We start from the raw sequence: 23,254 nt of genomic DNA on the forward strand, positions 1-23,254 counted from the left end.
GCAGATGGATTGAAAACGGGGCCTATACGGCCCCGTTTTTTGTGCTCACTCCCGCCGGATAGATTTCTCTGGCGTCCAGCTCGAGCTCTGGTTTCTCAGTTCCCCTTCCACAAAGCTTCCACTCAGCACTATGTTCACGAACCCATTTAGGCTGAGCCATAGCTGTCAAGCCAACTTGCCATTGACCCGAGTGTAGACTGTCACCTTTCGCTGTCAAATCTGCCTTGATAGCAAAAAACACTAACATCTACACACAAAAAAGACTTAATCACTGGCCAGAGCCCAAACACACCCGATACTAATCACAAAGTCTAAGAAAGTGTGCGCCAGTTAACGGTTGCCTTATTCATATCAGTGTGGTCTGATCCGCTCGCGCTATCACAGCTTGATTAACTGAACCTTGATGGCCAACACAAAAACTGCCCACGTCCCTCAGGGCAGACGAACATAAAATCAGCAGTTGGAATTGCATTTATGCTCTATACCTTTCTTATCATACTCGCGGTGCTGGCACTGCTGAGTATCATTTTTGAAGAGGTGACTCACCTCAACAAAGCCAAAACGACTCTGTTTTTCGGTTGTATCTCTTGGATAGCTCTGTTCATGTCTGCCGGCGATCCCGGTCATGAAAAACTGGTAGAACATCAACTCAATGAAAACCTGCTGGAAATCGCGACACTCTGGCTGTTTTTGATGTCGACCATGACCTTTGTGGCCTACCTAAACGCTAAGGGCATGATCCAAATTTTAGTGCAGAAGTTATTTCCGCAGCGGGTCAGTACCCGGATGCTGATGCTACAAGTCGCCCTGTTTTCTCTGGTATTGTCCGCCATCTGTGACAACGTTACCGCCACCTTAGTCTCTCTTGGGTTACTGACCACCTTCAAGCTCGACAAACAGATGCGACGTCGGATGGCTGTACTGATCATCTTTGCCGTCAACTCTGGGGGGGTCTCTCTGATAACCGGTGATGTCACGACCCTGATGATCTTCCTCGCCGGTCATGTACATATGTCAGAGCTGTTGATGTTGGTACTGCCGGCGGCATTCAGTGTGATGTTATTGGCAATACTCTTCTCCCTCAACGCCAAAGGCGAGGTGTCCACCACTCCCATTAGTCAAAACTATGAGACAGTAGATGTACTGATCGCCATCATCTTCTTCACCACCATATTGATGACCATGGCACTGAACATTCTATTTGCCATCCCCCCCGTACTGACCTTTCTTACCGGGTTGTCAATCATGTTCCTGGTGGGCCACACCGCCCGTAACGACAAAGAAGAACTGCAAATCCTCGAGTATATCCGCCAGGTGGAATACGACACCCTGCTGTTCTTCCTCGGGATCCTCTTGTTGGTGGGTATGCTCAAAGAGATAGGCACGCTGGATCTCTTGGCTCAGGTCTATGCCAGCCACGACCCCAACATTTCCAACTTTGTCACCGGCATGGGATCTGCGGTTCTGGATAACGTCCCCTTGACAGCGGCACTTTTGAAAGCCTCACCTGAACTGACCACGCCAGAGTGGCTGGGGCTGACCTACGCAGTAGGTGTTGGTGGATCTCTGCTGGTGATAGGTTCGGCGGCCGGGATCATCGCCATGAGCAAGGTCAAAGAGCTGACCTTTGTCTCCTATCTCAAGTATGTTCCGGCGCTGCTGCTGTCCTACTCTGTAGGCTACGCCCTGACACTGCTGCTGGGGAACTACTTCTACGGAGCTTGAGCTCTAAGGAAGGTGCGAACAGGTCCCATGCGTGCTCTGCGTCGGCTTACAGGCCTGGATGCAAGGCGTGGTTCGCAGCAAATGGCCTTAGTCCTTTGTAAGAAGCACAACAAAGCAGGCAGGCCTGTAAGCCACGCCCTTCGGGGCTTGCACAGCAACCGGCTCTCTGCGTTATCCGACTTTGACAGGCCCCGGCATGCCTTCAGTCAGATGCCTTGAACGCCAATTGCTGTGTAAGCCACTCTCTACAAAAAAGAAGGCCGCGAGGACTTATTCGCACCTTCCCTAAGATAAAAAAGCGCCTTAATGGCGCTTTTTTATACTCGGTTTCAGCCGTTTTGGGTCGGCTTATATGGCCGGCACCCGGAACTTCTGCCCTTGAATTTCCAGCACGACATCCCTTGGACGTATCTCAACGATCTTCAGTTGACCCTTGATGCTGTCACCCTCCTGCAGTTCGGCACCCTCTACATTCAGCCAACGCTTGGAAGGCTCTGAGGCGTATACGTGAGCACTGATCTCAAACTCAGGAACCTGCAATTGCAGCCCGGCCGGCAGCCCGCCGTAAGGAGGCACCTCTTCCTCAGCCTTGGGAATGGGATCCAATTCGGGAGGCGATACGGGTTTTTCCGCCGAGTGCCGGTGCTCCACATCGGCAAGCGCCGCCTGAAACTGAGCCACCAACTCATCCTGGCGGCGACTCTCGGCACTGGATAGCCCCACATCCTCGGCCGCTTCATTAACCTGGCGCTTGAGAGACTCGAGCACCTCAAGCCCACGGCGATTGGGGTTAGCTCCCAAAATAATCGGCTCATCGTCAGCCGCCGGCATCTCCTGCGGCTGATTTACAGCTGTTGCGCCATCAGCCTGGAGTTGCGCAAACTGCAGCTCTTTAGCCGCTTCAGCCACACTGGCGGCCAATAAAGCACTGCCAGTCGACTGTTTAACCGAAGCCGGAGTCTGAGGGGCTGCAATTTCAGCTTCGCCGCTTTGGTTTATTGAGCTCTGGTTTATTGAGCCCTGGTTTACTGAACTTTGGTTTATGGTCGCCCTATTCTCAGCCTGAGCATTTTGAGGCAATGTATTTTGCGACTGGATTGTCCGAGATTGAACAGCCTGAGTCTGAGGTATCGGCTGGGCCATAGGCAAGGCCACCTTACCGGCCAAACGTACTTCCGTTGCACCTTGTTCAGCCACCTCGGCGGCTTGAGTCGGTTGCTTATATCCTTGAGACTCATCTTGTTGCCTGGCTTGCTGCTGCGAGGCTTGCGCCCCAACTGAAGATGTCTCGGGAGCCAGCGTCTTTTTATTGGTATCAAGCGAGTGCCAGCCCCAGGCCAAGGCGCCACCGGCCAGCACAGCCGCCACCAATACCGCCAGCGGCTTAAGATAGCTACTTGCAGAAGATTGCTGGCGATATTGCGCCCTTGGGGTCAACACAGGATCCAGTTGTTCACCCATCTCCTGTTGCTTGGCCCGGGTCACGGCATCGAGAAGGATAGACATCAGCTCGCTCCTCCTGCGTGCAATCTGGGGCCTTGATGACTCAAGTACAGATTAAGCTGAACCAGAGTCTGGCTGCCGGCAATGCCGTCCGGTTTCAAGCCATGGCGCCGCTGAAACTGTTGCAATGACTGCTCCAGCTCGCTGTCGAAATAACTCATCAGTCTGGCCGGGCGCTGCTCCACCTGCGCCAGGGTATTTTCCAGCCACTGCACCTGGGCCAAACCGGCACTTGGGCCTATCGCCTTGAGCGGATCTTTGGGGGCGTCCCAGATGATTTCAAAAGTACCGCTGAAATGACGGTTGAACCAATCGACGCTGACCCAGAGTTGCTGTTCATTGAGTTGCAGCAGCAACTGCTCGCCATCTTTGGCCACCAGAGTGCCATAGAAAGGTTGCTGTTGTTCATCTTCCATATAAACCACAGCCGGATAGTTGAGCCGCAGCAAGGAGTTGAGATTGCCCTGCTGCTGATAACAGGCAAGCCCCTGCTGTTCGGCGGCCTGACAGGCACTGATGCCTGAATATGGCACCTTATCCCAAAGGGCAAACAGGGCCGCAAAGGCGGTATCTATATTGCGGCTCTGATCTATGGCCTGCATCAAGATCCGCTGCGCCCGGTTGGCTGCGGCCTTGCCCGCGCCAGCTTGATTGTCTGCAACCTGAGTCTGCTTGGCATCTGTCATTGAATAAAGTTGCCGTCCGGACTGATCTTGGGCGACAGCCTGTTCTGGCTGCGCCAGGAAATAGTAACCACCGGCAAAGGCCAAAAGCAGCATGACGGCGGCAGAAGCCGGTAACCAATAATTACGCTGTTTGATTTTCTCTCCCAGTACCTCTTCCGCGGCAGAGGCCACCATCTTGGCATCGATAGGGGTTCGAGACTGACCATAACCCGCCATCAACGCCCGCTCACACAATAGATTGATAAGCCTAGGAATACCGCCACTGAATTTATGCAGCGCCCGAATCGCACCGCGATTGAACAAGGGTTCGCTGCGCCCGGCCACCTGCAACCTATGCTGCACATAGAAGCCCACCTCCTCTTCGGTGAGCGGCAACAGATGGTAACGGGCAGTGATTCGCTGCGCCAACTGTCGCAGTTCCTGGCGCTTGAGCAGTTGTTGCAGCTCGGGCTGACCTATGAGGATCACCTGCAGCAGCTTGCGGGTATCTGTCTCTAGGTTGGTGAGCAGGCGCAGCTGCTCAAGCACTTCAGCCCGCAGATGCTGAGCCTCATCGATGATCAGCACAGTGTTGCGCCCAGCCTGGTGGTTAGCCAACAGAAAACCACTGATATGATCGGTCAGCTGTTTGAGAGTGGGCGCCTCACCATAGGGAATTTTCAACTCATCACAGAGGGTAGCCAGCAGCTCAAGCTCGGTCAGAGATGGATTGAGGATAAAGGCGGTATCGGTATTTTCCGGTAGTTGCCGCAACAAACAGCGGGAAACCGTGGTTTTTCCGGTGCCAACTTCACCCGTCAACAGCACAAAGCCCCCCGTCTCCCCCAGGCCATAGGTTAAATGCGCCAACGCCTCCCTGTGCCTGTCACTGAGGAACAGATAACTGGGATTGGGCGCGATAGAAAACGGGTTATCGTTCAGTCCATAAAAGGCCTTGTACATAGGCACTGCCATCCTTCTTCGTTAAAGACAGCCCAGTTTAAGGCAAGGTCTAAAATTGTAAAACCCCGCCAGCCATTTATGTGATGCACGGGAAAGTCCCCCACGGCCGGGTCTCATGTTATCCTGAGGTCATTACCAAAGCAGTCGATTATAAGGAATCCACAAGCGTGCAGATTTATCTGGTTGGTGGCGCAGTGCGCGACAAACTATTGGGCTTGCCCGTCAAGGACAGGGATCATCTGGTGGTTGGCGCAACCCCGGAGCAGATGGTCTCACAGGGGTACCGGCAGGTGGGCAAGGATTTCCCTGTGTTTCTGCACCCCAAAACCCAGGAGGAGTATGCCTTGGCCAGAACCGAGCGCAAAACCGGCCTGGGGTACGGCGGTTTCTCCTGTTATGCGGCGCCCGACGTCACTCTGGAAGAAGATCTACTGCGGCGGGACTTGACCATCAACGCCATAGCCCAAAGTGAGGATGGCGAACTGCACGACCCCTACAACGGCCAAAAGGATATCGAGGCCCGGGTGCTGAGGCATGTCTCCCCCGCTTTCGTTGAAGACCCGCTGAGGGTACTCAGGGTGGCTCGTTTTGCCGCCCGCTTCGCCCCTCAGGGATTCAGCATAGCGCCGGAAACCCTGGCTCTGATGCAGGAAATTGCCGCCGGCCCCGAGCTTGGCGCACTGACGCCGGAGCGAGTCTGGCAAGAGCTGGATAAGGTGCTCGGCTGCGAGCAGCCCCAAGTGTTCTTCGAAGTGTTGCGTCAGGTCAACGCCTTACAAGCGCTGATGCCGGAAATCGATACCCTGTTTGGCGTGCCGCAACCGGCCAAGTGGCATCCGGAAATTGATACCGGCCTACACACTCTCATGGTACTGGAGCAAGCCGCGCAGTTGACCCGCGATAAGGCCGTGCGCTTTGCCGCGCTAGTGCACGATCTCGGTAAGGCACTGACCCCGGCTGACATGCTGCCCAAGCACCACGGTCATGGACAGAAGGGTTTGGCACCTATCCGCAAGCTGTGCGAACGGCTACGAGTGCCTTCCGAGTATCGGGATCTGGCGTTGCTAGTCAGCGATCAGCATCAAAATATTCATAATCTGGCGGAGCTCAAGCCGGAAACCATAGTGAAAATCTTCGATAAAGCCGACTTCTGGCGTAAACCCGAACGCCTGGAGCAACTGGCACTGGCCTGCGAGGCCGATGCCAGAGGCCGCAGTGGGCTTGAACAAGAACCCTATCCACAGGCGCAAGCATTGCGGCAGTTGTTTGCTGTCGCCTCGGCGATAGATGTCAAACCCATAGTTGCGGCGGGACACAAGGGACCGGCCATCAGGGAAGAGCTCGCTCGGCAGCGGACTGCCGCCGTACGTCAAGAAAAGCAACTGTTACTGAATTCCGCCGTTTTCTGATGTAAAGGCAAGTTATTGACAGAAAAATTTTCAGTTTTGTTAAGAAAATAGCGAAAAAAAATGGCTATTTTCCCAAAGACTTGGCAATCCAATGAGTATTCGATAAGGTAAAGCGGCCTGTACGTGAATATTCGTAGCAAAATAAATTGACTATGACATAATTAGGCGGTGTCGACTGTTTTACAGTCGAGCCATTAAAAATCCAACCTATCTTAAAGGGATTTCTTCATGAACAAAAAAGTACTGATGATTGCTGGCGTAGCAATGACTGCTCTGCTGGGTGGTTGTGCCAACACTACTGCTCTGGAAGAAAGCGTTGCTAACCTGGGCAACAAAGTTGATCAATTATCAGCTGAAGTTAGCTCTCTGAAAGCAGAGCAAGGCAAACTGTCTGCTGACGTTCAAGATGCAAAAGCTGCAGCTATGGACGCTCAGTCTGAAGCTAAGCGTGCTAACGACCGCTTGGACAACGTTGCTTCTCGTTACAAGAAGTAATTCAGTCCCGGATCGGCAACACCAAGGTGTTGCCGATTTGCTTTATTCTCCAAGCTACAAGCTGTCCCTGTCAGTACTTACTAACATTCCCAACCAATCTTCACTTTCCAGCCTAAAACCCCAGGTTCAGACTCAGTTTCGTTTGATCACCAACAAACGGTAATCCAGCTCCAGCCCCTTGATCGCCCGAGTCACAAGCGCACGCTTCTGTTTTTCGCTGGCGCGCCAAGCATAAGGAGTGGTTTCCAGAAGTGTCAACGCCTGCTCACCGCTCACATCCAGAGAAAAACTTAAGCTCTCGGTTTCCAACACAGTCAACTCGGTCGGCAGGCTAATACTGAACTCCCGCTGTTTAAGATCTGCGCTCAATTGCTCACGCAACTGCCACAAGTGTCTTGGCCCGGGGGCCAACATCACAAGATGAGCCCCCGGCTTCATCACCCTGGGGATCTCCTTGCCCTTAAGCTGACCATCGAGCAGAGTCACCAGTGAAAACTGCGCATCTTCAAAGGGCAAACGTTTGGCAACACTGAGAAATACCTGCGCCGTCGGCAACGCTTTGGCAGCGGCGAAGGCGGCATTTTGTGCATCACAGATAAGCAGACGTTGCAGCTCTTCCGGCAGTTGCAGCATCTGCTGCAAGGCGCCGTCTCCGGCGTTGGGGTCAAGTACAGCTTCACAGTTTTCAGCGAGCCTGGTCAGCTTGAGATTGAGCGCCTGATGCAAAGGCGCCATCAACTCAGACTGCAACAAAAAACGCCGGGCCCGCAACGCCTGGCGCGACAAGGCATGTACCGCCGCGCTCTTGGGCTTGGCCAGCAACCAATAACCGTCCTCCTGGCGATCGAAGTGATGCTTATTAACGCAGTAAAAACCTCTGGATGCCTGATGCTGCTTGAGCTCACTCTGACAAACCGGGCACTGAAATTGCACTGAATTCATCTAGAGCCTCACAGAAAGATAAAGCCGCACAGAAGTGCGCCGAGAGCCAAACGGTAGAGCACGAAAGGCAGCATGCCCATCTTGCTGATGATCTTCAAAAACAAGTGAATACAGGTAAAGGCCGCCACAAAAGAAAGCACCACCCCCAAAATAAGGGCCTGCCAGTCAATCACATGCCCACCTTCGAGCAGATCTTTGCCCATCAGTAGCGCCGCTCCCAAGATCACAGGGATCGACATCAAAAAAGAGAAACGCGCCGCCGCCTCACGGTTGAGCCCCAACATCAGGGCCGCGGTCATGGTGATCCCCGAGCGGCTGGTGCCGGGAATAAGCGCCAAAGCCTGGGCAAAACCTATCATCAATGCCTTGCGCCAGCCGGTTTGATATTCAGTAAGCTCAAGCCGCGCCATCTTATCCGACCACCAGAGCAGCAAACCAAACACCACAGTAGTGATGGCGATAACACCCGGCCCCCGCAGATAGGTTTCAACCAGATCTTTGGCCAGAAAACCAAAAACGACTGCGGGTATGGTAGCCAGAATAATCCACCAGGCCAGTTTGCTCTCGGCGCTGTGGTTACCCTTGAATATGCTGCCAAACCAGGCGTTCAGCATAGCGATGATTTCAGTACGGAAGTAGAGTACCACTGCCAGCAGTGAACCTATATGCACCGCCACATCGAAGGCCAGTCCCTGATCTTCCCAGCCCAGTAACTGAGAAGGCAAAATAAGATGCGCCGAGCTGGAGATAGGCAAAAATTCAGTCAGGCCCTGGATCAGGGCAAGGATGATGACCTGTAATGTGTCCATAGTTTTCCTTTAAAAAATCAGGCCGACAGGCCCCAATCGAAAGCGATAGGCCAGAGCTTCTGACTGGCCTTGTCATATTCCTGCCACAACACTTGGTAGCTGAGTTGTGCCAGTGGATGCTTGGTTTGCGGTGCCAGTTCAGCCAGTGGCCAAAGCACAAAGGCATTGGTCAGGATCTCGGCTCTGGGTAAAACAATGGGCTGCTGACAGACCTTGTCATCGTAGAGCAGCAGATCCAAATCCAGGGTGCGCGGAGCAAACTTTTTGGCACCCGGGAGCCGACCATGGCGCAGCTCTATCTGCTTGAAACAGGCCACCACTTCGGCAATACCGAGTGACGTATGAGCGCCCACCACCATATTGAGAAAGTTGCTGCCCTTGAATCCCACTGATTCACTCTCGTAAACCGATGATAGCTGCAGCTCACCAAACGCAGCGTGCAGCTCTTTAATAGCTGCACGCAGGTAATGTTCCGGGTCGATATTGCTGCCCAGACTGATGTAGATATGTGCCATATTACCGTTAGATACCACGCTCGATTTCGACACCAACCGCTTTGGCCGCAGGAACGGCGCCAGGTTTCATCACCCGCACCTTGACCCAAGGCACGGCAAATTCACTCATCAGGCAATGGGCAATCATTTCGGCCACGGTTTCAATCAACTCAATGGGCTTTTCGGTGATCAGGGTAGTGAGACGCTTACTGACGGTTTCATAACAGAGCGCCTGGCTGTAATCATCACTGTCGGCGGCGGCTCTGTTATCCCAGGCCATATCCAGATCAATAAGCAGTGTCTGGTGTACCTGTTTTTCCCACTCATAGATCCCGATAACCGTTTCTATCTGTAATTCTCGTATCAGCACTCTGTCCATAAAATCCCCCTTAGCAACTGCCGGGCCTGAGGTCAGATAAGCTATCGGCAATAAAACCGCTATAATCCGCCCCGTTCCGGAGATATTCACTGTAGCCCCTTTCTACCAGGCCCGATCTTAAGTAGGATAAGGCATTGAAGGACAAGATGAACCCGAGAGATTTAACCGTCGGCTGACGGTAAAGATTTGCACCTTGGGTTATCCGGGCAAGGGCTGCATGTTTTTGTGTGCGCGATAATACCTTAAGACGAGTAAGGAAACCAATTTGAGTACCATGGTACTGACCCCAATTATGATTGTGGCCGCCTACCTGCTCGGCTCTATCTCCAGCGCCGTGCTGGTGTGTCGCCTCAAGGGCCTGCCGGATCCCAGAGGCAAGGGTTCGGGCAATCCGGGCGCCACCAACGTGCTGCGCATCGGCGGCACTTGGGCCGCGGCCATGGTATTTTTCTTCGATATGCTCAAGGGTGCACTACCCACTTATACCGCTTATCTGATGGGAATAGATGCCGTCTGGCTCGGGGTGATAGCCATTGCCGCCTGCCTTGGACACATATACCCGATCTTCTTCGGCTTCAAGGGCGGCAAAGGCGTAGCCACAGCACTCGGCGCCATGGCGCCCATAGGTGAAGGCCTAGCGCTGTGTTTGATGGGCACCTGGTTACTGGTGGTGTTGCTGACCCGCTACTCATCGCTGGCAGCTTTGGTAACGGCGCTATTGGCGCCTGTCTATACTTGGTGGCTGGATGACAGATTTACCCTGCCGGTGGCCATGCTATCGACACTGATCATTATCCGCCACAAGGATAATATTCGCCGCCTGCTCAAGGGGGAAGAATCCAAAATGTCGCGCTCCAGGCGTACTAAATAGAACCAGTTGCACGGTTGCAACAACCGTCATAAAAACAGCAAAGGCGCCATTGGCGCCTTTTACTTTTCAGGAATTACAGAGGGTGAGTTAGCTAGGCTTCTTCAGGAAACCGCTTCCAGGGTATCCAGCGGCCAACGCGGCTGCCCTTTCACCGCCAACGTCTCACGCTCGCCGGCCTTGAGGCGCTGCAAGCCCGCGTAGGCTATCATGGCACCGTTATCAGTACAGAACTCGCCTCTGGGATAGAAAACCTTGCCGCCACGGCTTTGCATCAACTCGGCCAGTGAGCTTCTCAGACGGGTGTTGGCGCTGACGCCACCGGCAATCACCAAACGTTTAAAGCCGGTTTGCTCCAGTGCGCGGCGGCACTTGATGACCATGGTATCGACCACGGCTTCTTCAAAAGCCCGGGCGATATTTGCACGAGTCTGTTCATCATCCGGTTCGGCGGCTATGGTATTGGCGGCGTAGGTTTTCAGCCCTGAGAAACTAAAATCCAATCCCGGTCTGTCGGTCATCGGCCGAGGGAACTTATAGCCGGCCTTTTCCCCCTTGGCGGCGAGTTTAGCCAGTCTTGGGCCTCCGGGATAATCCAGCCCCATCAGTTTGGCGGTCTTGTCGAAGGCTTCACCGGCCGCATCATCTATAGATTCACCCAGTACTTCGTAGCGACCTATGCCTTCCACCTTCACCAGCATGGAGTGACCGCCGGAAACCAAGAGCGCTACAAAGGGAAACTCAGGTGCATCCTCTTCCAGCATGGGCGCCAGCAGATGCCCTTCCATATGATGAACACCCACAGCGGGTTTATTCCAGGCAAATGCCAAGGAACGACCGACACAGGCACCCACCAAAAGCGCACCAATCAGGCCTGGACCCTTGGTGTAAGCGATGCCGTCGAGATCTTCGATACGGGTATCGGCCTTGGCCAGCGCCTCACGGATCAGCGGCACTATTTTGCGCACATGATCCCTTGATGCCAGCTCAGGCACCACGCCACCATAGTCGGCATGTAACTTAACCTGACTGTAGAGAGCATGGGACAACAACCCCTGCTCTTCGTCGTAAACCGCTATTCCTGTCTCGTCACAGGATGTTTCAATACCTAAAACCCGCATCTATGAAATCTTTCCGCCTGAAAAGGGGCGCCAATTCTACCCCTAACCAGGAGATTTCTCCAGTTGTGGGCTAAAGTGAATTTACTTTAGGGACTTTACATCCAGTGCCAGTCGGTTTAAAATTCCGCACCATTTTAAATACACTTGGGTCAAGTAATTGACTCAATACAAACTTACACCTAAGGGGTGATGGCGTATGCCAATTATTAAAGTACGTGAAAACGAACCATTCGACGTAGCTCTGCGTCGTTTCAAGCGCTCTTGTGAAAAAGCCGGTATCCTGGCCGACGTGCGTGCTCGTGAATTCTACGAGAAGCCAACTACTGCTCGTAAGCGTGCAAAAGCTGCTGCAGTTAAGCGTCTGGCCAAGAAGCTTTCTCGCGAAAACGCACGTCGCGTACGTTTATACTAATTCCTTATGAGCCTGATAGATAAGCTAAAAGACCAGATGAAACAAGCCTTGGTGGCCAAAGAGAAGGTCCGCCTGGGTACGATTCGTATGGCATTAGCTGCCATCAAACAGATTGAAGTGGATACCCGCGAAACTCTGAATGATGAGCAGATAATAGCTGTCTTGACCAAAATGGTGAAACAACGCCGTGATGCCATTGCCCAATATGAGGCAGCGGGCCGTCCGGAGTTGGCAGAAGTCGAAGCAGCAGAGATTCAAGTTATTGAAACTTTCCTGCCACAACCTCTGAGCGAAAGCGAAATCGCTGCGCTGATTGATGCGGCTATCCAAGATAGCGGCGCCAGCACCATGGCGGATATGGGCAAAGTAATGGGAGCGTTGAAATCCAAAGTTCAGGGTCGTGCAGACATGGGTGCCATTAGTGCCCAGATCCGTGCCAAACTGCAATAAGCGGGTTTCCACGTATGAACAAGCCGTGCATCTGCGCGGCTTGTTTGTTTACATCGGTCAAGGGTGCATGACTCAGTCTGATGGCTATACCTCGTGATTTTATCAATGAGCTGATTGCTCGCACAGACATAGTTGATCTAATCGATCACAAAGTACCCCTTAAAAAAGCGGGTAAGAATTATTCTGCCTGTTGCCCTTTCCACAGCGAAAAATCACCCTCTTTCACCGTCAGCAGAGATAAACAGTTTTACCATTGCTTCGGCTGTGGTGCCCATGGCAATGCCATCGACTTCATCATGGAGTATGACCGTCTTGAATTCCTCGATGCCATTGAGGAGCTGGCAAGCCAACTAGGGCTGGAGGTGCCGCGGGAGGATAATCCCAACCGTCGTCGTGACGATGGGCTCAGCCGCGATCTCTATCAGTTAATGGAAGAGGCCAACAGGTTTTATCAGAACCAACTCAGACAACACCCGGACAAACAAAAGGTGTTGGATTATCTGGCTTTTCGGGGACTCTCCGACCAGGTTGTCGAGCGCTTCGGTATAGGGTTTGCTCCAGATGGTTGGGATGGCTTACTGAGTCGCTACCGCTCGCAGCAAGAGTCGCAGGACAAGCTGTTAACCGCGGGGATGATCATCAGCAACGACAACGGCAAGCGTTATGACCGTTTCCGTGACAGATTGATGTTCCCGATCCGCGATAGGCGCGGCCGGGTGATTGCCTTTGGTGGCAGGGTGCTAGGTGATGGTACACCCAAGTACTTGAATTCTCCGGAAACGCCCATATTTCATAAGGGCAATGAACTTTATGGTCTGTATGAGCTGAAGCAAGCTCACAGAGAACCTCGGCAAGTGCTGATTGTCGAAGGTTATATGGACGTGGTAGCGCTGGCGCAATTTGGGGTTGACTATGCGGTAGCCTCACTGGGCACCTCGACCACGGCCGAACAGTTTCAGTTGTTGCTGCGCAGCGCCAAAGAGGTGGTCTGTTGTTATGACGGTGACAATGCCGGAAAAGAAGCAGCCTGGCGCGCGCTGGAAACCGCCCTGCCGCTGCTGAAACCCGGCGATACTGTACGCTTTATGTTTTTGCCTCAAGGGGAGGATCCCGACTCTATGGTGCGCAAGACAGGCAAAGAAGCCTTCGAAGCACTGATAGATGAAGCACAAACACTGACAGGGTTTCTGTTCGATACCCTGACCACTAAATACGGAACAGACAAGGGCAATCTTGCCAAGCAAGCCATAGCCCTGATTGAAAAGATTCAAGACACTGTGCTGCAAAATCTGTTACTCGAAGACCTGTCACACAGGCTCGGCATGAACAGCGCAGATGATCTGAAGAAAAAGCTGGGATTCAAAGGCACTCAAGCAGTTGCCTCTGCCCGGCATAAAGCGCTTAAGGGCCGGGGTACTCCGCTGCGACTCGCCATCGCCTTGCTGGTACAACACCCACAGTTGGGGCTGAATTTGATCCCCCAACCGGCACTCAAGCATTTACAGATGGCTGGCATAGACTTGCTGGTCGACTTACTGGATTTGACTCGCGCCCAGAAGATGAACAGCGCACAACTACTTGAGCAGTTCAGAGATATGGAAGAATTCTCCACTCTGAGAAAACTGGCCCAATGGGAACATCAAGTGGCGGATGAAAACCTGGAGCAAGAGTTCAAAAAGTCCCTGGTATGGCTGAACAATCAATACATTGAGCAGCGTTATCAGGAATTGAGTCTGAAACAGACCCATACTAAAGAAGAGAAAATACAGCTTAAGAAGCTAATCGCGGCAATGAAAAGCTGCCAATGAGCTCTCTCAATTTATGGGTCCGGTCGCCGGACTAGCACAGGGATGCGCACATGGCTATAATTGACGATTTGTGCGGCAAGAGCCCAAGGCCGCTGCCCATCGTTGTAACAGTTACCCAACTTGGATGATATCTATGGATCAAACTCCGCAGTCGCAACTTAAACTGTTGCTCGCCAAAGGCAAAGAGCAAGGTTACCTAACCTATGCAGAAGTGAATGACCACTTGCCTGCAGATATGGTCGATTCCGACCAGATCGAAGATATTATCCAGATGATAAATGACATGGGTATCCGTGTGTTTGAAGAAGCACCTGATGCCGATGACATTATGATGTCGGAAGACAGCACGGATGAAGATGCCGCCGAAGAAGCTGCTGCAGCCCTCGCCTCTGTAGAGAGCGAATTGGGCCGTACCACAGACCCTGTACGCATGTACATGCGCGAAATGGGCACAGTGGAACTGCTAACCCGCGAAGGCGAAATTCAGATCGCCAAGCGTATCGAAGAAGGCATCAACACGGTACAGAGCTCAGTCGCCGAGTACCCACAGGCGATCGCCATGATCCTCGAACAGTTCGATCAGTTCGAGGCCGAAGAGATCCGCCTGTCCGACATTATCTCTGGATTTGTCAATCCCGACGAAGATGATGTGGCCCCAAGTGCCACCCATATCGGCTCAGAGTTATCAGATGATGATCTGGATGACGAAGATGATATGGATGACGACGATGAAGATGAAGATGGCGATTCCGACGATGAAGGCTCCAAAGGCCCGGATCCGGAAGAAGCCCGTGAGCGTTTCGGCCAACTGCGTGCCGTCTATGAAAACTCACTGAAACTCATCGAACTCAAGGGACGCGATCACCCCGAGTCAGTCGCGGCTCTGTTCCACATCGGCGAAATTTTCAAAGAATTCCGTCTGGTGCCCAAGCAGTTTGACCGTCTGGTCAAGAGCATGCGCAGCATGATGGACAAAGTGCGGGTTCAGGAACGCCTGATCCTCAAGCTTTGTGTTGAACAGGCCAAAATGCCGAAGAAGAACTTTGTTAAGCTCTTCACCGGCAACGAAACCGATATCAGCTGGTTCAACGCCGAGATGAACTCCGGCAAGCCATACGCCGAAGGCCTGAAAATGGTCGAGGAAGATGTGCTGCGCTGCCGCGCCAAGCTGGAAGCCATCGAAGCCGAAACCGGTCTGTCTATCGCCTCAATCAAAGACATCAACCGCCGCATGAGCATAGGTGAAGCCAAGGCTCGCCGTGCCAAGAAGGAAATGGTTGAAGCCAACTTGCGTCTGGTTATTTCTATCGCCAAGAAATACACCAACCGTGGCCTGCAGTTCCTAGATCTGATTCAGGAAGGCAACATAGGTCTGATGAAGGCAGTAGACAAGTTTGAATACCGTCGTGGCTATAAGTTCTCTACCTATGCTACCTGGTGGATCCGTCAGGCCATTACCCGCTCCATCGCGGACCAGGCTCGTACCATACGTATCCCGGTACACATGATAGAGACCATCAACAAGCTCAACCGTATCTCGCGGCAGATGCTGCAGGAAATGGGGCGCGAGCCTTCTCCGGAAGAGCTGGCCGAGCGGATGATGATGCCGGAAGACAAGATCCGCAAAGTGCTGAAAATCGCCAAAGAGCCTATCTCCATGGAGACCCCTATCGGGGACGACGAAGATTCGCATCTGGGGGATTTCATCGAGGATACTACCCTCGAGTTACCACTGGACAGCGCCACCAGCGAAAGCCTCAAGAGTGCCACTCATGAAGTGCTGGCAGGCCTGACAGCCCGTGAAGCCAAGGTCCTCAGAATGCGTTTTGGTATCGACATGAACACTGACCACACCCTAGAGGAAGTGGGCAAGCAGTTCGACGTTACCCGTGAACGTATTCGTCAGATTGAGGCCAAGGCACTGCGTAAGCTGCGTCACCCGAGCCGCTCGGAAATCCTCAAGTCCTTCCTGGACGAGTAAACAAGATTTTGTACAAAAACCCCGCAGTGCGGGGTTTTTTATTGCCGTTATGCCTCGAGGATGATTAACAGATAACCACTTGAAAGCAATGGTATCAATAATGAGCAAAACACGGGTGACAAGCGCAATTAAACTTCGTATACTCTGTCCCGCTTCTGGTGATGACGATTGCCTTAAGCCGGCCCCTTAGCTCAGTTGGTTAGAGCACACGACTCATAATCGTTAGGTCCACAGTTCAAGTCTGTGAGGGGCCACCATATTCAAGAAGGCCCGTAGAGAAATCTACGGGCCTTTGTTCTTTCAGCTCCTGTCCATCTTCGGTCTTTGGGCTCTTCCGGTAGTAGTCCCTCCGAAAAAATAACATCGCTAATAGCCCTCTGAGTTCTACAGCCTCTCAATCTATATGCCAGCAGTTTCGGCCGGCTCGTTTGCTGCGGTATAGTGCGGCATCGGCCTGAGCGAACAAGAGTTCAAGTTCACCCGGTCCAATGGCTGCGCCGATACTCAATGTCGCTTGGTGCAACTGCTCGCGCCATTTTACCTCTTGAGTTTTGTCATTGAGTTTCTGCAATTGTTTGCACAATAACCCTCTGTTGTTTAACGGCAAGAGCGCGGCAAACTCATCGCCGCCAATGCGATAAACCTGCTCCAGTCCCAACTCAGTCACCAGTAACTCGGCAACCCGCCGCAGTACTATATCGCCGACCTGATGGCCAAAGGTGTCATTAATCTGTTTGAATCTATCTACATCTACCAGTATCAGAGCAAAATCTTGTTCAAAAGTAACCAAACGCAACAGATCTTCATCAAAAGCACGCCGATTGGCGATGCCAGTCAAGGGATCCATCCGTAAATTCAACCTATGGCTAAGATATTGTTGCTTTAGACTATTCAAGCTCTCGTTAACAAACCAATGCTCATGGTTGTTCAACTCTTGATATTTGGGAGTCATGCCACAAAAGCGCCTTAACTCCTGTTCAACCAGAGCCAACTCCTGACGAAAAAGCCGAATAAGTGAATAGATCCCCAATAGGGTCACTAAGGTGATGGCCGCAACAGGTAACAGCAACAAGATAAATTGTTCTTGTAATGCCCGACGAAATCTTTGTGGCGGAATATAGATCCCCAGTTCCCAATCAGCATAGGAAAGAGGCTTCAAAAACATGGCCCCTTTCAGTAACCCGCTAAAGGCAACATTCTCTTGATTGGGAGCTGCGATTTCAGTATTGAGATAATCTTGATTGACAGCCAAAATCAACGCCCCGCTATCTTGGTGACGCAAGAAGAGTGACACATCCATCTCATCATAGACACGTGCCAATACCCGGTTCAGATTACTCATTGGCATATCTACCAACAGCAGCCCCAGTATTTGTCCATTTTCATCCAAGATCACTTGCGCCAAGGTCAAAACCAATTGCTGACTACTGTACTCCTTATAAGGACCAACCCACTGAGGTTGTTGGCTGTGACTTTCCAGTACCCGATACCAAGGACGCAAGCTGGCATCAAACTCCTCTGAAGACCTCCAGGCCGGGTAACTATCTATTCTTTGAGTTTGTACGTTATAAAAGTAGACATAATGCTGGCTTTCACTTTGGATTTGGTGCGCAATAACCCAAGCGGGCGAATAAGCCGACTCTCCTCTGGCTATCGCCTTGCGGTCCAGCAAACCTGCTAGCGCCGAGAGCTGGCGCTCACTGGTCAACATAAGCTCATACAGGTAGCTGCTTTCCAGAGTAGTAAGTAATTGCTGATACCCCTGCATTCGCATCTGAACATAATTTCTGTAGTGAACTGTGACATATACCAGGCTCAGCAATAAGGTAAATATCCCCAACCATAAAAAGAGCTTGGTCAACAGGTAAAGGTGCGTTGAGGTTTGTTTGGCAGTAGGCATGATAAAACAACACGTTTTTCAGACATCTTAGACAAGAAAAACTTATCGATGATTGATTAAAATCATACTTATCATTTTGAAAACAACAAACAATCGAGATCCGTCTCACCTTATAATTAATCCTTTTAAATCATAACCTTATAGATACAACTTGATACAGGTTTTTGCCGACCCACTATTGACAATAGAGCTTTTACAGAAAGTGAATATTCGATGCTAAAAAGCCAGATCCAACTGCTGCAGAGTTTCCTCTGCCGGTGAGTGGCTGTCATCCTGGCTGACCAGCCCGGCAGCCACCCCCAGCAGACGGATGCCACGGCCGTTGGCTCTTTGCAATGCCTGGGTCAGCAAGTCATCCAGCAGGCGCACAGATAACTCACTCGAGCGGGTTTCTATGGTGGTCTGTTTAAAGTCACTGAACTTGAGTTTGACCACCAGCTTATGAATTTGCCTGTCTTTGGCTCCGCGCTCCAGACGGCGGGCCAGCTCCTGCACCAACTGTGGCATTACCTGGCGACACTGAGCCAGGGTATGAATATCCTCTGCCAGCGTGGTTTCTACCCCAACAGACTTGCGCTCTCGGTTGATGGTCAGTTCACGCTCGTCTATCCCCTGAGCCCTTTCATAAAGTAAGCTACCAAACTTTCCAAACCGCTGTTGCAACGTAGCCAGCGGCACCTTTTGCACATCCGCGCAGGTATGCAGCCCCATATCGGCCAGCTTCTGGGCGGTGACCTTACCGACGCCGGGGATCTTGATAAGCGGCAGGGTTTTAACGAACTCAGGCAGCGCCTGTGGTGTTATCACATACTGACCGTTGGGCTTGTTGAGATCCGATGCCACCTTGGCGAGAAACTTCACCGGGGCGATACCCGCCGAGGCCGTCAGGCCGGTTTCCGCCAAGATATCGGCGCGAATAGCCTCGGCAATGAGGGTGGCCGAGCCTTGGTATAATGAGCTATCGGATACATCCAGGTAGGCTTCATCCAGCGACAGAGGTTCAATCAGTGAGGTATAACGGGCGAAGATGGCCCGGATCTCTGCCGAGACCTCCTTATACACAGACATGCGTCCGGGGATCAGCAACAGCTCCGGGCAAAGTTTTAACGCATAGGCCGAGGCCATGGCAGAGCGAACGCCAAATTTACGCGCCTCATAATTGCAGGTGCTTATCACCCCGCGTCTGTCACTGCTGCCGCCTACGGCCAGAGGTCGGCCACGATATTCTGGAAAATCACGCATCTCCACCGCGGCATAATAGCAGTCCATGTCGATATGTATGATCTTTCTCAAGCTTGCTTTCCGGATCTCAAAGGGCTCGGTCGAGCCGGACATAAACAGAGTACTGTATGAAAACACAGTTAACAAGCCAGGGTAACGAAAAAGCAGATCAATCGAGATCAGAAAAGGAGAGCAGGAGCTCTACTTAATGGATTTAAAGCTCGTCTTAATCGATGCAGAACTGGGCTATGTTACGCCCCAGAGCCGTGGCCAACTGTTGGAATGCCAGCATCTGTTATGACAGTTCTTCTCTTCGCTGACGCTCAGGGATTCATCACGGCGGCCACTATAGACAACAACGCCAGGGCACCGGCGATAACCAATACAAGTTGCAAACTGAGGGAATGCCTTACCTGCTCCATTGCGAGTCCTATTTGTTATATTTTTATTTAAGGAACCCAGCAATGCATCAGAATTTATTAATTAACCTGAGTGTTAAATGATAGGGAACAAATAGTTTTTAGCTAATGCCATACACCACAGGAGCCGCAATAGCGGCTCCTGTAGTGACGGCTTTGATAACGTTACATCTTAGACTGGATGTAATTCTGAAGCCCAACCTTGCCAATAAGGCCCAGCTGTTTCTCCAGCCAATACATGTGATCGTCTTCGGTTTCTTCCAGCAATAGCTCCAACAACTCCCGGCTCTGATAGTCTTTGAGTTGCTCACACAAGGTGATAGCTTCTCTCAAGTTGGCGGCAACCTTGTATTCATATTGCAAGTCGTTGTGCAGCATCTCCTGCACATTCTTGCCTATGGTGAGGGCGTCGCGACTGGCAACATCCGGAGTGCCTTCCAGAAACAGGATCCGTGCAATCAACTTGGCGGCATGCTCTCTTTCATCGTCCGACTCATGCTTGATCCGCTCATAGAGCTGATTCAGCCCCCAGTCTTCATACATATGGGCATGCACGAAGTACTGATCCATTGCCGACAGTTCCCCGGTCAGCAGCTTGTTGAGCACATCTATGACTTGCTGATGGCCTTTCATACCTGTCTCCTTATTCTTTCTCAATCTGTGACTGCAGATAGTTAGCCAGTCCGGTCAGGCTTATCAGCTCAAACTGAGCTTCCAGCCAATCCAGGTGTTCCTCTTCATCTTCCAGCAGATCCTCGAGGATATCGCGACTGACATAATCACGCTCAGTCTCACACAGGGCAATGGCATCTCGCAGCACAGTCAGTTGCTCTTCCAGCATCTGTTTGTCACAGGCCAGCATCTCTTCGCTGTGTTCACCTATGCGTAACTTGTCCAACTGTTGCAAGTTGGGTAGGCCTTCGAGAAACAACACCCGCTCGATAAGCTTATCGGCGTGTTTCATATCCTGAATCGATTTCTTGTAGGCTTTGTGGTTGAGTCCTTCCAGGCCCCAGTTCTTGAACATGCGGGCATGAAGGAAGTACTGATTGATGGCTGTCAGCTCACAGGTCAACACCTTGTTGAGCTGGGATACCACTTTGGGATGGCCTTTCATTATCTCGTCCTTTAGCTTTGATTAAACTTGATCCAAGTCAATGTTTTCAGCCTAGCCCAAAGCGGGACGCATTACAAATTAACCTTTAATTTCACAAACTTACAAAAGATAACCATTATCATTTTAACTAAGGTTAGCAAGCTACTTTTAAGCACAAGTGATTAAAAAAGCTCGATATCATCTTCTATCTGTGGCCCCTGGAGCTTGCCCTCCTCCAGCAGTTGCCCATAAAACGCCACTTGGTTACGACCATTGCCTTTGACAAAATACAGGGCATTGTCGGCCTGATTGAGCAAGGTTCCGGGCTCAACCCGGGGATCGATTCCCACAATGCCCATAGAAATGCGGATCCCGCCTAAACGCTCCAGCTGCAATTGAGCCAAACTCTGGGTGAACTCCTGACACAACTCCATAAGCGCCCTGCGGCTTCGCGGCGCCGGCAAGATAACAAACTCATCACCGCCAAAACGGAACATGAGATCCTGAGCACTGAACACCTGCTTCATCAGCGCCGAAACCTGCAACAGGACTTCATCGCCATAGAGGTGGCCGAAGGTATCGTTGATTTTCTTGAAGTAGTCTATATCGAAAATGCAAATCCACAGCTTGAGCTCCTCTTCGGCGTCCATACTCGCCTGTTCCTGCTTGAGTTCACAGGCAATTTCCACCGAGCTGTATAACTGTGGCAAAAAGGCTTTGCGGTTCAATAGATTGGTAAGGCTGTCGGTTTCACTCTCCACCACTATGTGGAAATAGTTCTCATAGACTTTGGCAAAACCTCTGAGCAAAACCCTGTCTTTATCAGTCAATAAAGGCGCGCTGACCAAGAGCACCTTGGTGAGTTTATCGTTGATGATGATGGGAACGGCCAACTCCTGGTGCAGACCGTTGGAGAAACAGCTCTCTCTTTGCTGTTCGATACAGAGTTTGACCGACACCGCCAAGCTGGCGCCGTTGACATTGCGCTGGCCATCCAGGCCCCCCTTACGCTTGGTCAGCTTATCCACATCCAGGATACTCACCTCATCTATGCTGAGCATTTGCGATATTGTGGACACCAGGCTCTCGGCCAGCGAATCCAACTGCCGCTGCTCGGTCAACTGTACCACTGAATCGAGAATAGCTTCCGGCTCTCTGCTCATCGGCATATCTCCTCTACAGAGTGCTTGTTCATGCCACAGAGTGTAGTACAGCAGGAATTAACGGGCGGAGCGGGCGAAAATAAGGCCTCCGAAGAGGCCCTTTTTCAAATGATTCTATCTTTGGTTAAACGCTCACGCCGAGCTTCTTCAGCCGCTTCACGGGCCTTGCGTTTATCGCAGGGCTCATCACAGTCGCAGGCCTTTTCTATACCCAAGACCCCGAGGCCACCACAGCTGCCCTGTACCGCCTTGCGCTTGATTAAATAGCCCACAGACATCAGCAGGAAAAACGCCAGCAGAATCACAAAGGCCGCAATAAAAGTACTCATAAAGACTCCAATTACTCTAGTCGACGAAGGCTTTAAACGCAGAGCTATAGTATACCTTAAACCCTTCGTCCTGTTTTTCAATCAGCATGATGGCCAGCTTTTCCTTTTCGGCCAGGGCCAGTGAGGCTTCTGTGCCCATCACCATCATGGCAGTGGCGAAACCATCGGCCGTCATACACTCAGGGTGCAACACGGTGACAGAGGCCAGTCTGTGCTCTACCGGGAAGCCACTGCGAGGGTCGATAATATGAGTGAAGCGCTGTCCGTCCTCCTCATAGTAGTTGCGATAATCACCCGAGGTTGCCATGGCCATGGTGCCCGGCTCTATCACCTGTTGCACCGCCCGACCACTATCCGCCGGCTGCTCTATCGCCACCCGCCAGGGTTTGCCATCGCCTTTAGTGCCCTTGACGCTGATCTCACCGCCAATCTCCACCAGATAACCTTTAGGCTGATACTTATCCAGCAAACGAGCCACTTTATCGACCCCAAATCCTTTGGCGATAGATGACAGGTCTACATAAACGCTGGACTGACTCTTGCTGAGCCGATCCCCTTCTATCTGAATGGCATCTATCCCCATTCGCGCCTTGGCCTCGGCTATCTGCTCGGCAGAAGGCACGTTCAGAGGCCGCTTGTCCGGGCCAAAGCCCCACAGGTTGACCAAGGGTCCCAGGGTGATATCGAGCGCGCCGCCGGTGAGCTGATATAACCTGATTCCCTCACGGATATTGGTAATGGTATCGGCTGAAACAGCCAGGCTCTGGCCTTGTTTGAGCTGATTGAAACGCGAAAGCTCGGAGTCGGGCCTGTAGGTCGACATCTGGTCGTTCACCTGCTCCAGCGTGACATCGATTTCAGCCTGCAACAACTGGACATCCGGCAAGCGCTCACTGTTGACCACCTTAATATGATAAGTGGTGCCCATGGTGCTGCCGGAGAGCGCAATCACTTCATCCTGACTGCTGCAACCAGAAACAAAAAAGGCCAATCCCATAAGGACCAGCCAATTTGCCAGCGTTGTAAACTTAGCGGTCTTGAACTGCATACTATGAATTTCCCTTACAAACTGGCACTGCCCAAAGGCAGTGCCAGGGAATGA

22 protein-coding genes and 1 tRNA gene are annotated in these 23,254 nt (G+C 51.9%); 9 read left to right on the plus strand and 14 right to left on the minus strand.

The window, feature by feature from the left end; all coding sequences use genetic code 11:
- The first annotated feature begins 474 nt into the window (after positions 1-474).
- The gene (nhaD, locus tag CBE72_RS02000) at positions 475-1,725 is read left to right on the plus strand and encodes a sodium:proton antiporter NhaD (protein ID WP_100142063.1); all 1,251 of its coding nucleotides are present in this window, start codon (positions 475-477) and stop codon (positions 1,723-1,725) included.
- Positions 1,726-2,073: 348 nt separating this feature from the next.
- On the opposite strand, the gene CBE72_RS02005 is transcribed toward nhaD, so the two are convergent.
- Together CBE72_RS02005 and CBE72_RS02010 are read right to left on the minus strand one after the other, a co-directional pair.
- Positions 2,074-3,231 (minus strand): general secretion pathway protein GspB, encoded by a 1,158-nt coding sequence (locus tag CBE72_RS02005; RefSeq protein WP_229671883.1) that lies wholly within the window; start codon positions 3,229-3,231, stop codon positions 2,074-2,076.
- Positions 3,231-4,856 carry an ExeA family protein gene (locus tag CBE72_RS02010; protein ID WP_100142064.1) on the minus strand — a complete coding sequence of 542 codons (1,626 nt, stop codon included), beginning with the start codon at positions 4,854-4,856 and terminating at the stop codon, positions 3,231-3,233. The genes CBE72_RS02005 and CBE72_RS02010 overlap by 1 nt, the downstream gene beginning before the upstream one ends.
- A 167-nt stretch (positions 4,857-5,023) precedes the next feature.
- Here CBE72_RS02010 and CBE72_RS02015 point away from each other — a divergent pair, with 167 nt between their 5' ends.
- Complete coding sequence (locus tag CBE72_RS02015; protein ID WP_100142065.1) at positions 5,024-6,265, plus strand: multifunctional CCA addition/repair protein; 1,242 nt, start codon at positions 5,024-5,026, stop codon at positions 6,263-6,265.
- A 228-nt stretch (positions 6,266-6,493) separates the two neighbouring features.
- Positions 6,494-6,760, plus strand: coding sequence for an Lpp/OprI family alanine-zipper lipoprotein (locus CBE72_RS02020; protein WP_071238290.1), 267 nt, complete (start codon positions 6,494-6,496; stop codon positions 6,758-6,760).
- A 132-nt stretch (positions 6,761-6,892) separates the two neighbouring features.
- Here the strand turns inward: CBE72_RS02020 and CBE72_RS02025 are convergent, their stop codons facing one another.
- The 4 genes from CBE72_RS02025 to folB are packed head-to-tail and all read right to left on the minus strand — an operon-like array spanning position 6,893 to position 9,384.
- Complete coding sequence (locus tag CBE72_RS02025) at positions 6,893-7,702, minus strand: putative RNA methyltransferase (protein WP_100142066.1); 810 nt, start codon at positions 7,700-7,702, stop codon at positions 6,893-6,895.
- A gap of 8 nt (positions 7,703-7,710) precedes the next feature.
- Positions 7,711-8,511 (minus strand): undecaprenyl-diphosphate phosphatase, encoded by an 801-nt coding sequence (locus tag CBE72_RS02030; protein WP_100142067.1) that lies wholly within the window; start codon positions 8,509-8,511, stop codon positions 7,711-7,713.
- Between the two features lie 17 nt (positions 8,512-8,528).
- Positions 8,529-9,026 (minus strand): 2-amino-4-hydroxy-6-hydroxymethyldihydropteridine diphosphokinase, encoded by a 498-nt coding sequence (gene folK, locus CBE72_RS02035; RefSeq protein WP_100142118.1) that lies wholly within the window; start codon positions 9,024-9,026, stop codon positions 8,529-8,531.
- Positions 9,027-9,033: 7 nt separating this feature from the next.
- Positions 9,034-9,384 carry a dihydroneopterin aldolase gene (folB, locus tag CBE72_RS02040; protein WP_100142068.1) on the minus strand — a complete coding sequence of 117 codons (351 nt, stop codon included), beginning with the start codon at positions 9,382-9,384 and terminating at the stop codon, positions 9,034-9,036.
- Between the two features lie 274 nt (positions 9,385-9,658).
- Between folB and plsY the strand changes: the two genes are divergently transcribed.
- Entirely contained in the window at positions 9,659-10,255 is a 597-nt protein-coding gene (plsY, locus tag CBE72_RS02045) for a glycerol-3-phosphate 1-O-acyltransferase PlsY (protein ID WP_373289253.1), read from the plus strand.
- A gap of 101 nt (positions 10,256-10,356) precedes the next feature.
- On the opposite strand, the gene tsaD is transcribed toward plsY, so the two are convergent.
- Positions 10,357-11,373: a tRNA (adenosine(37)-N6)-threonylcarbamoyltransferase complex transferase subunit TsaD gene (tsaD, locus tag CBE72_RS02050; RefSeq protein WP_100142070.1), complete on the minus strand. Its 1,017-nt coding sequence runs from the start codon at positions 11,371-11,373 to the stop codon at positions 10,357-10,359.
- A gap of 196 nt (positions 11,374-11,569) precedes the next feature.
- On the opposite strand from tsaD, the gene rpsU reads away from it, so the two are divergent.
- The 5 genes from rpsU to CBE72_RS02075 all read left to right on the plus strand — a co-directional run bounded on the left by rpsU (position 11,570) and on the right by CBE72_RS02075 (position 16,281).
- Positions 11,570-11,785, plus strand: coding sequence for a 30S ribosomal protein S21 (gene rpsU, locus CBE72_RS02055; RefSeq protein ID WP_006080725.1), 216 nt, complete (start codon positions 11,570-11,572; stop codon positions 11,783-11,785).
- A gap of 6 nt (positions 11,786-11,791) precedes the next feature.
- Positions 11,792-12,235 (plus strand): GatB/YqeY domain-containing protein, encoded by a 444-nt coding sequence (locus CBE72_RS02060; RefSeq protein WP_039034927.1) that lies wholly within the window; start codon positions 11,792-11,794, stop codon positions 12,233-12,235.
- Between the two features lie 80 nt (positions 12,236-12,315).
- Positions 12,316-14,043 (plus strand): DNA primase, encoded by a 1,728-nt coding sequence (dnaG, locus tag CBE72_RS02065; protein WP_100142071.1) that lies wholly within the window; start codon positions 12,316-12,318, stop codon positions 14,041-14,043.
- Between the two features lie 133 nt (positions 14,044-14,176).
- Positions 14,177-16,024 carry an RNA polymerase sigma factor RpoD gene (gene rpoD / locus CBE72_RS02070; protein WP_100142072.1) on the plus strand — a complete coding sequence of 616 codons (1,848 nt, stop codon included), beginning with the start codon at positions 14,177-14,179 and terminating at the stop codon, positions 16,022-16,024.
- A gap of 180 nt (positions 16,025-16,204) precedes the next feature.
- Positions 16,205-16,281 (plus strand) — tRNA-Ile (locus CBE72_RS02075).
- Positions 16,282-16,418: 137 nt separating this feature from the next.
- On the opposite strand, the gene CBE72_RS02080 is transcribed toward CBE72_RS02075, so the two are convergent.
- The 7 genes from CBE72_RS02080 to CBE72_RS02110 all read right to left on the minus strand — a co-directional run bounded on the left by CBE72_RS02080 (position 16,419) and on the right by CBE72_RS02110 (position 23,200).
- Positions 16,419-17,924 carry a GGDEF domain-containing protein gene (locus tag CBE72_RS02080; protein WP_100142073.1) on the minus strand — a complete coding sequence of 502 codons (1,506 nt, stop codon included), beginning with the start codon at positions 17,922-17,924 and terminating at the stop codon, positions 16,419-16,421.
- A 216-nt stretch (positions 17,925-18,140) separates the two neighbouring features.
- Positions 18,141-19,217 carry a DNA polymerase IV gene (dinB, locus tag CBE72_RS02085; RefSeq protein WP_100142119.1) on the minus strand — a complete coding sequence of 359 codons (1,077 nt, stop codon included), beginning with the start codon at positions 19,215-19,217 and terminating at the stop codon, positions 18,141-18,143.
- 512 nt (positions 19,218-19,729) lie between these two features.
- On the minus strand, positions 19,730-20,197 hold the full coding sequence (bfr, locus tag CBE72_RS02090; protein ID WP_100142074.1) for a bacterioferritin: 468 nt from the start codon (positions 20,195-20,197) through the stop codon (positions 19,730-19,732).
- A 10-nt stretch (positions 20,198-20,207) separates the two neighbouring features.
- Positions 20,208-20,681 (minus strand): bacterioferritin, encoded by a 474-nt coding sequence (gene bfr, locus CBE72_RS02095; RefSeq protein ID WP_025011866.1) that lies wholly within the window; start codon positions 20,679-20,681, stop codon positions 20,208-20,210.
- Positions 20,682-20,842: 161 nt separating this feature from the next.
- Positions 20,843-21,823: a GGDEF domain-containing protein gene (locus CBE72_RS02100; protein WP_157929021.1), complete on the minus strand. Its 981-nt coding sequence runs from the start codon at positions 21,821-21,823 to the stop codon at positions 20,843-20,845.
- Positions 21,824-21,927: 104 nt separating this feature from the next.
- Positions 21,928-22,152 carry a (Na+)-NQR maturation NqrM gene (nqrM, locus tag CBE72_RS02105; protein WP_025011868.1) on the minus strand — a complete coding sequence of 75 codons (225 nt, stop codon included), beginning with the start codon at positions 22,150-22,152 and terminating at the stop codon, positions 21,928-21,930.
- 16 nt (positions 22,153-22,168) lie between these two features.
- On the minus strand, positions 22,169-23,200 hold the full coding sequence (locus tag CBE72_RS02110) for an FAD:protein FMN transferase (protein ID WP_100142076.1): 1,032 nt from the start codon (positions 23,198-23,200) through the stop codon (positions 22,169-22,171).
- Positions 23,201-23,254: the final 54 nt, after the last annotated feature.

Source organism: Shewanella carassii (assembly GCF_002777975.1).
Classification (GTDB): domain Bacteria; phylum Pseudomonadota; class Gammaproteobacteria; order Enterobacterales; family Shewanellaceae; genus Shewanella; species Shewanella carassii.

Bases quoted from the DNA above. Each gene is read 5' to 3' on its own strand.
- nhaD (WP_100142063.1), top strand. From the start codon at position 475: ATGCTCTATACCTTTCTTATCATACTCGCGGTGCTGGCACTGCTGAGT.
- CBE72_RS02005 (WP_229671883.1), bottom strand. From the start codon at position 3,231: ATGTCTATCCTTCTCGATGCCGTGACCCGGGCCAAGCAACAGGAGATG.
- CBE72_RS02010 (WP_100142064.1), bottom strand. From the start codon at position 4,856: ATGTACAAGGCCTTTTATGGACTGAACGATAACCCGTTTTCTATCGCG.
- CBE72_RS02020 (WP_071238290.1), top strand. From the start codon at position 6,494: ATGAACAAAAAAGTACTGATGATTGCTGGCGTAGCAATGACTGCTCTG.
- CBE72_RS02025 (WP_100142066.1), bottom strand. From the start codon at position 7,702: ATGAATTCAGTGCAATTTCAGTGCCCGGTTTGTCAGAGTGAGCTCAAG.
- CBE72_RS02030 (WP_100142067.1), bottom strand. From the start codon at position 8,511: ATGGACACATTACAGGTCATCATCCTTGCCCTGATCCAGGGCCTGACT.
- folK (WP_100142118.1), bottom strand. From the start codon at position 9,026: ATGGCACATATCTACATCAGTCTGGGCAGCAATATCGACCCGGAACAT.
- folB (WP_100142068.1), bottom strand. From the start codon at position 9,384: ATGGACAGAGTGCTGATACGAGAATTACAGATAGAAACGGTTATCGGG.
- plsY (WP_373289253.1), top strand. From the start codon at position 9,659: ATGGTACTGACCCCAATTATGATTGTGGCCGCCTACCTGCTCGGCTCT.
- tsaD (WP_100142070.1), bottom strand. From the start codon at position 11,373: ATGCGGGTTTTAGGTATTGAAACATCCTGTGACGAGACAGGAATAGCG.
- rpsU (WP_006080725.1), top strand. From the start codon at position 11,570: ATGCCAATTATTAAAGTACGTGAAAACGAACCATTCGACGTAGCTCTG.
- CBE72_RS02060 (WP_039034927.1), top strand. From the start codon at position 11,792: ATGAGCCTGATAGATAAGCTAAAAGACCAGATGAAACAAGCCTTGGTG.
- dnaG (WP_100142071.1), top strand. From the start codon at position 12,316: ATGGCTATACCTCGTGATTTTATCAATGAGCTGATTGCTCGCACAGAC.
- rpoD (WP_100142072.1), top strand. From the start codon at position 14,177: ATGGATCAAACTCCGCAGTCGCAACTTAAACTGTTGCTCGCCAAAGGC.
- CBE72_RS02080 (WP_100142073.1), bottom strand. From the start codon at position 17,924: ATGCCTACTGCCAAACAAACCTCAACGCACCTTTACCTGTTGACCAAG.
- bfr (WP_100142074.1), bottom strand. From the start codon at position 20,197: ATGAAAGGCCATCAGCAAGTCATAGATGTGCTCAACAAGCTGCTGACC.
- bfr (WP_025011866.1), bottom strand. From the start codon at position 20,681: ATGAAAGGCCATCCCAAAGTGGTATCCCAGCTCAACAAGGTGTTGACC.
- CBE72_RS02100 (WP_157929021.1), bottom strand. From the start codon at position 21,823: ATGAGCAGAGAGCCGGAAGCTATTCTCGATTCAGTGGTACAGTTGACC.
- nqrM (WP_025011868.1), bottom strand. From the start codon at position 22,152: ATGAGTACTTTTATTGCGGCCTTTGTGATTCTGCTGGCGTTTTTCCTG.
- CBE72_RS02110 (WP_100142076.1), bottom strand. From the start codon at position 23,200: ATGCAGTTCAAGACCGCTAAGTTTACAACGCTGGCAAATTGGCTGGTC.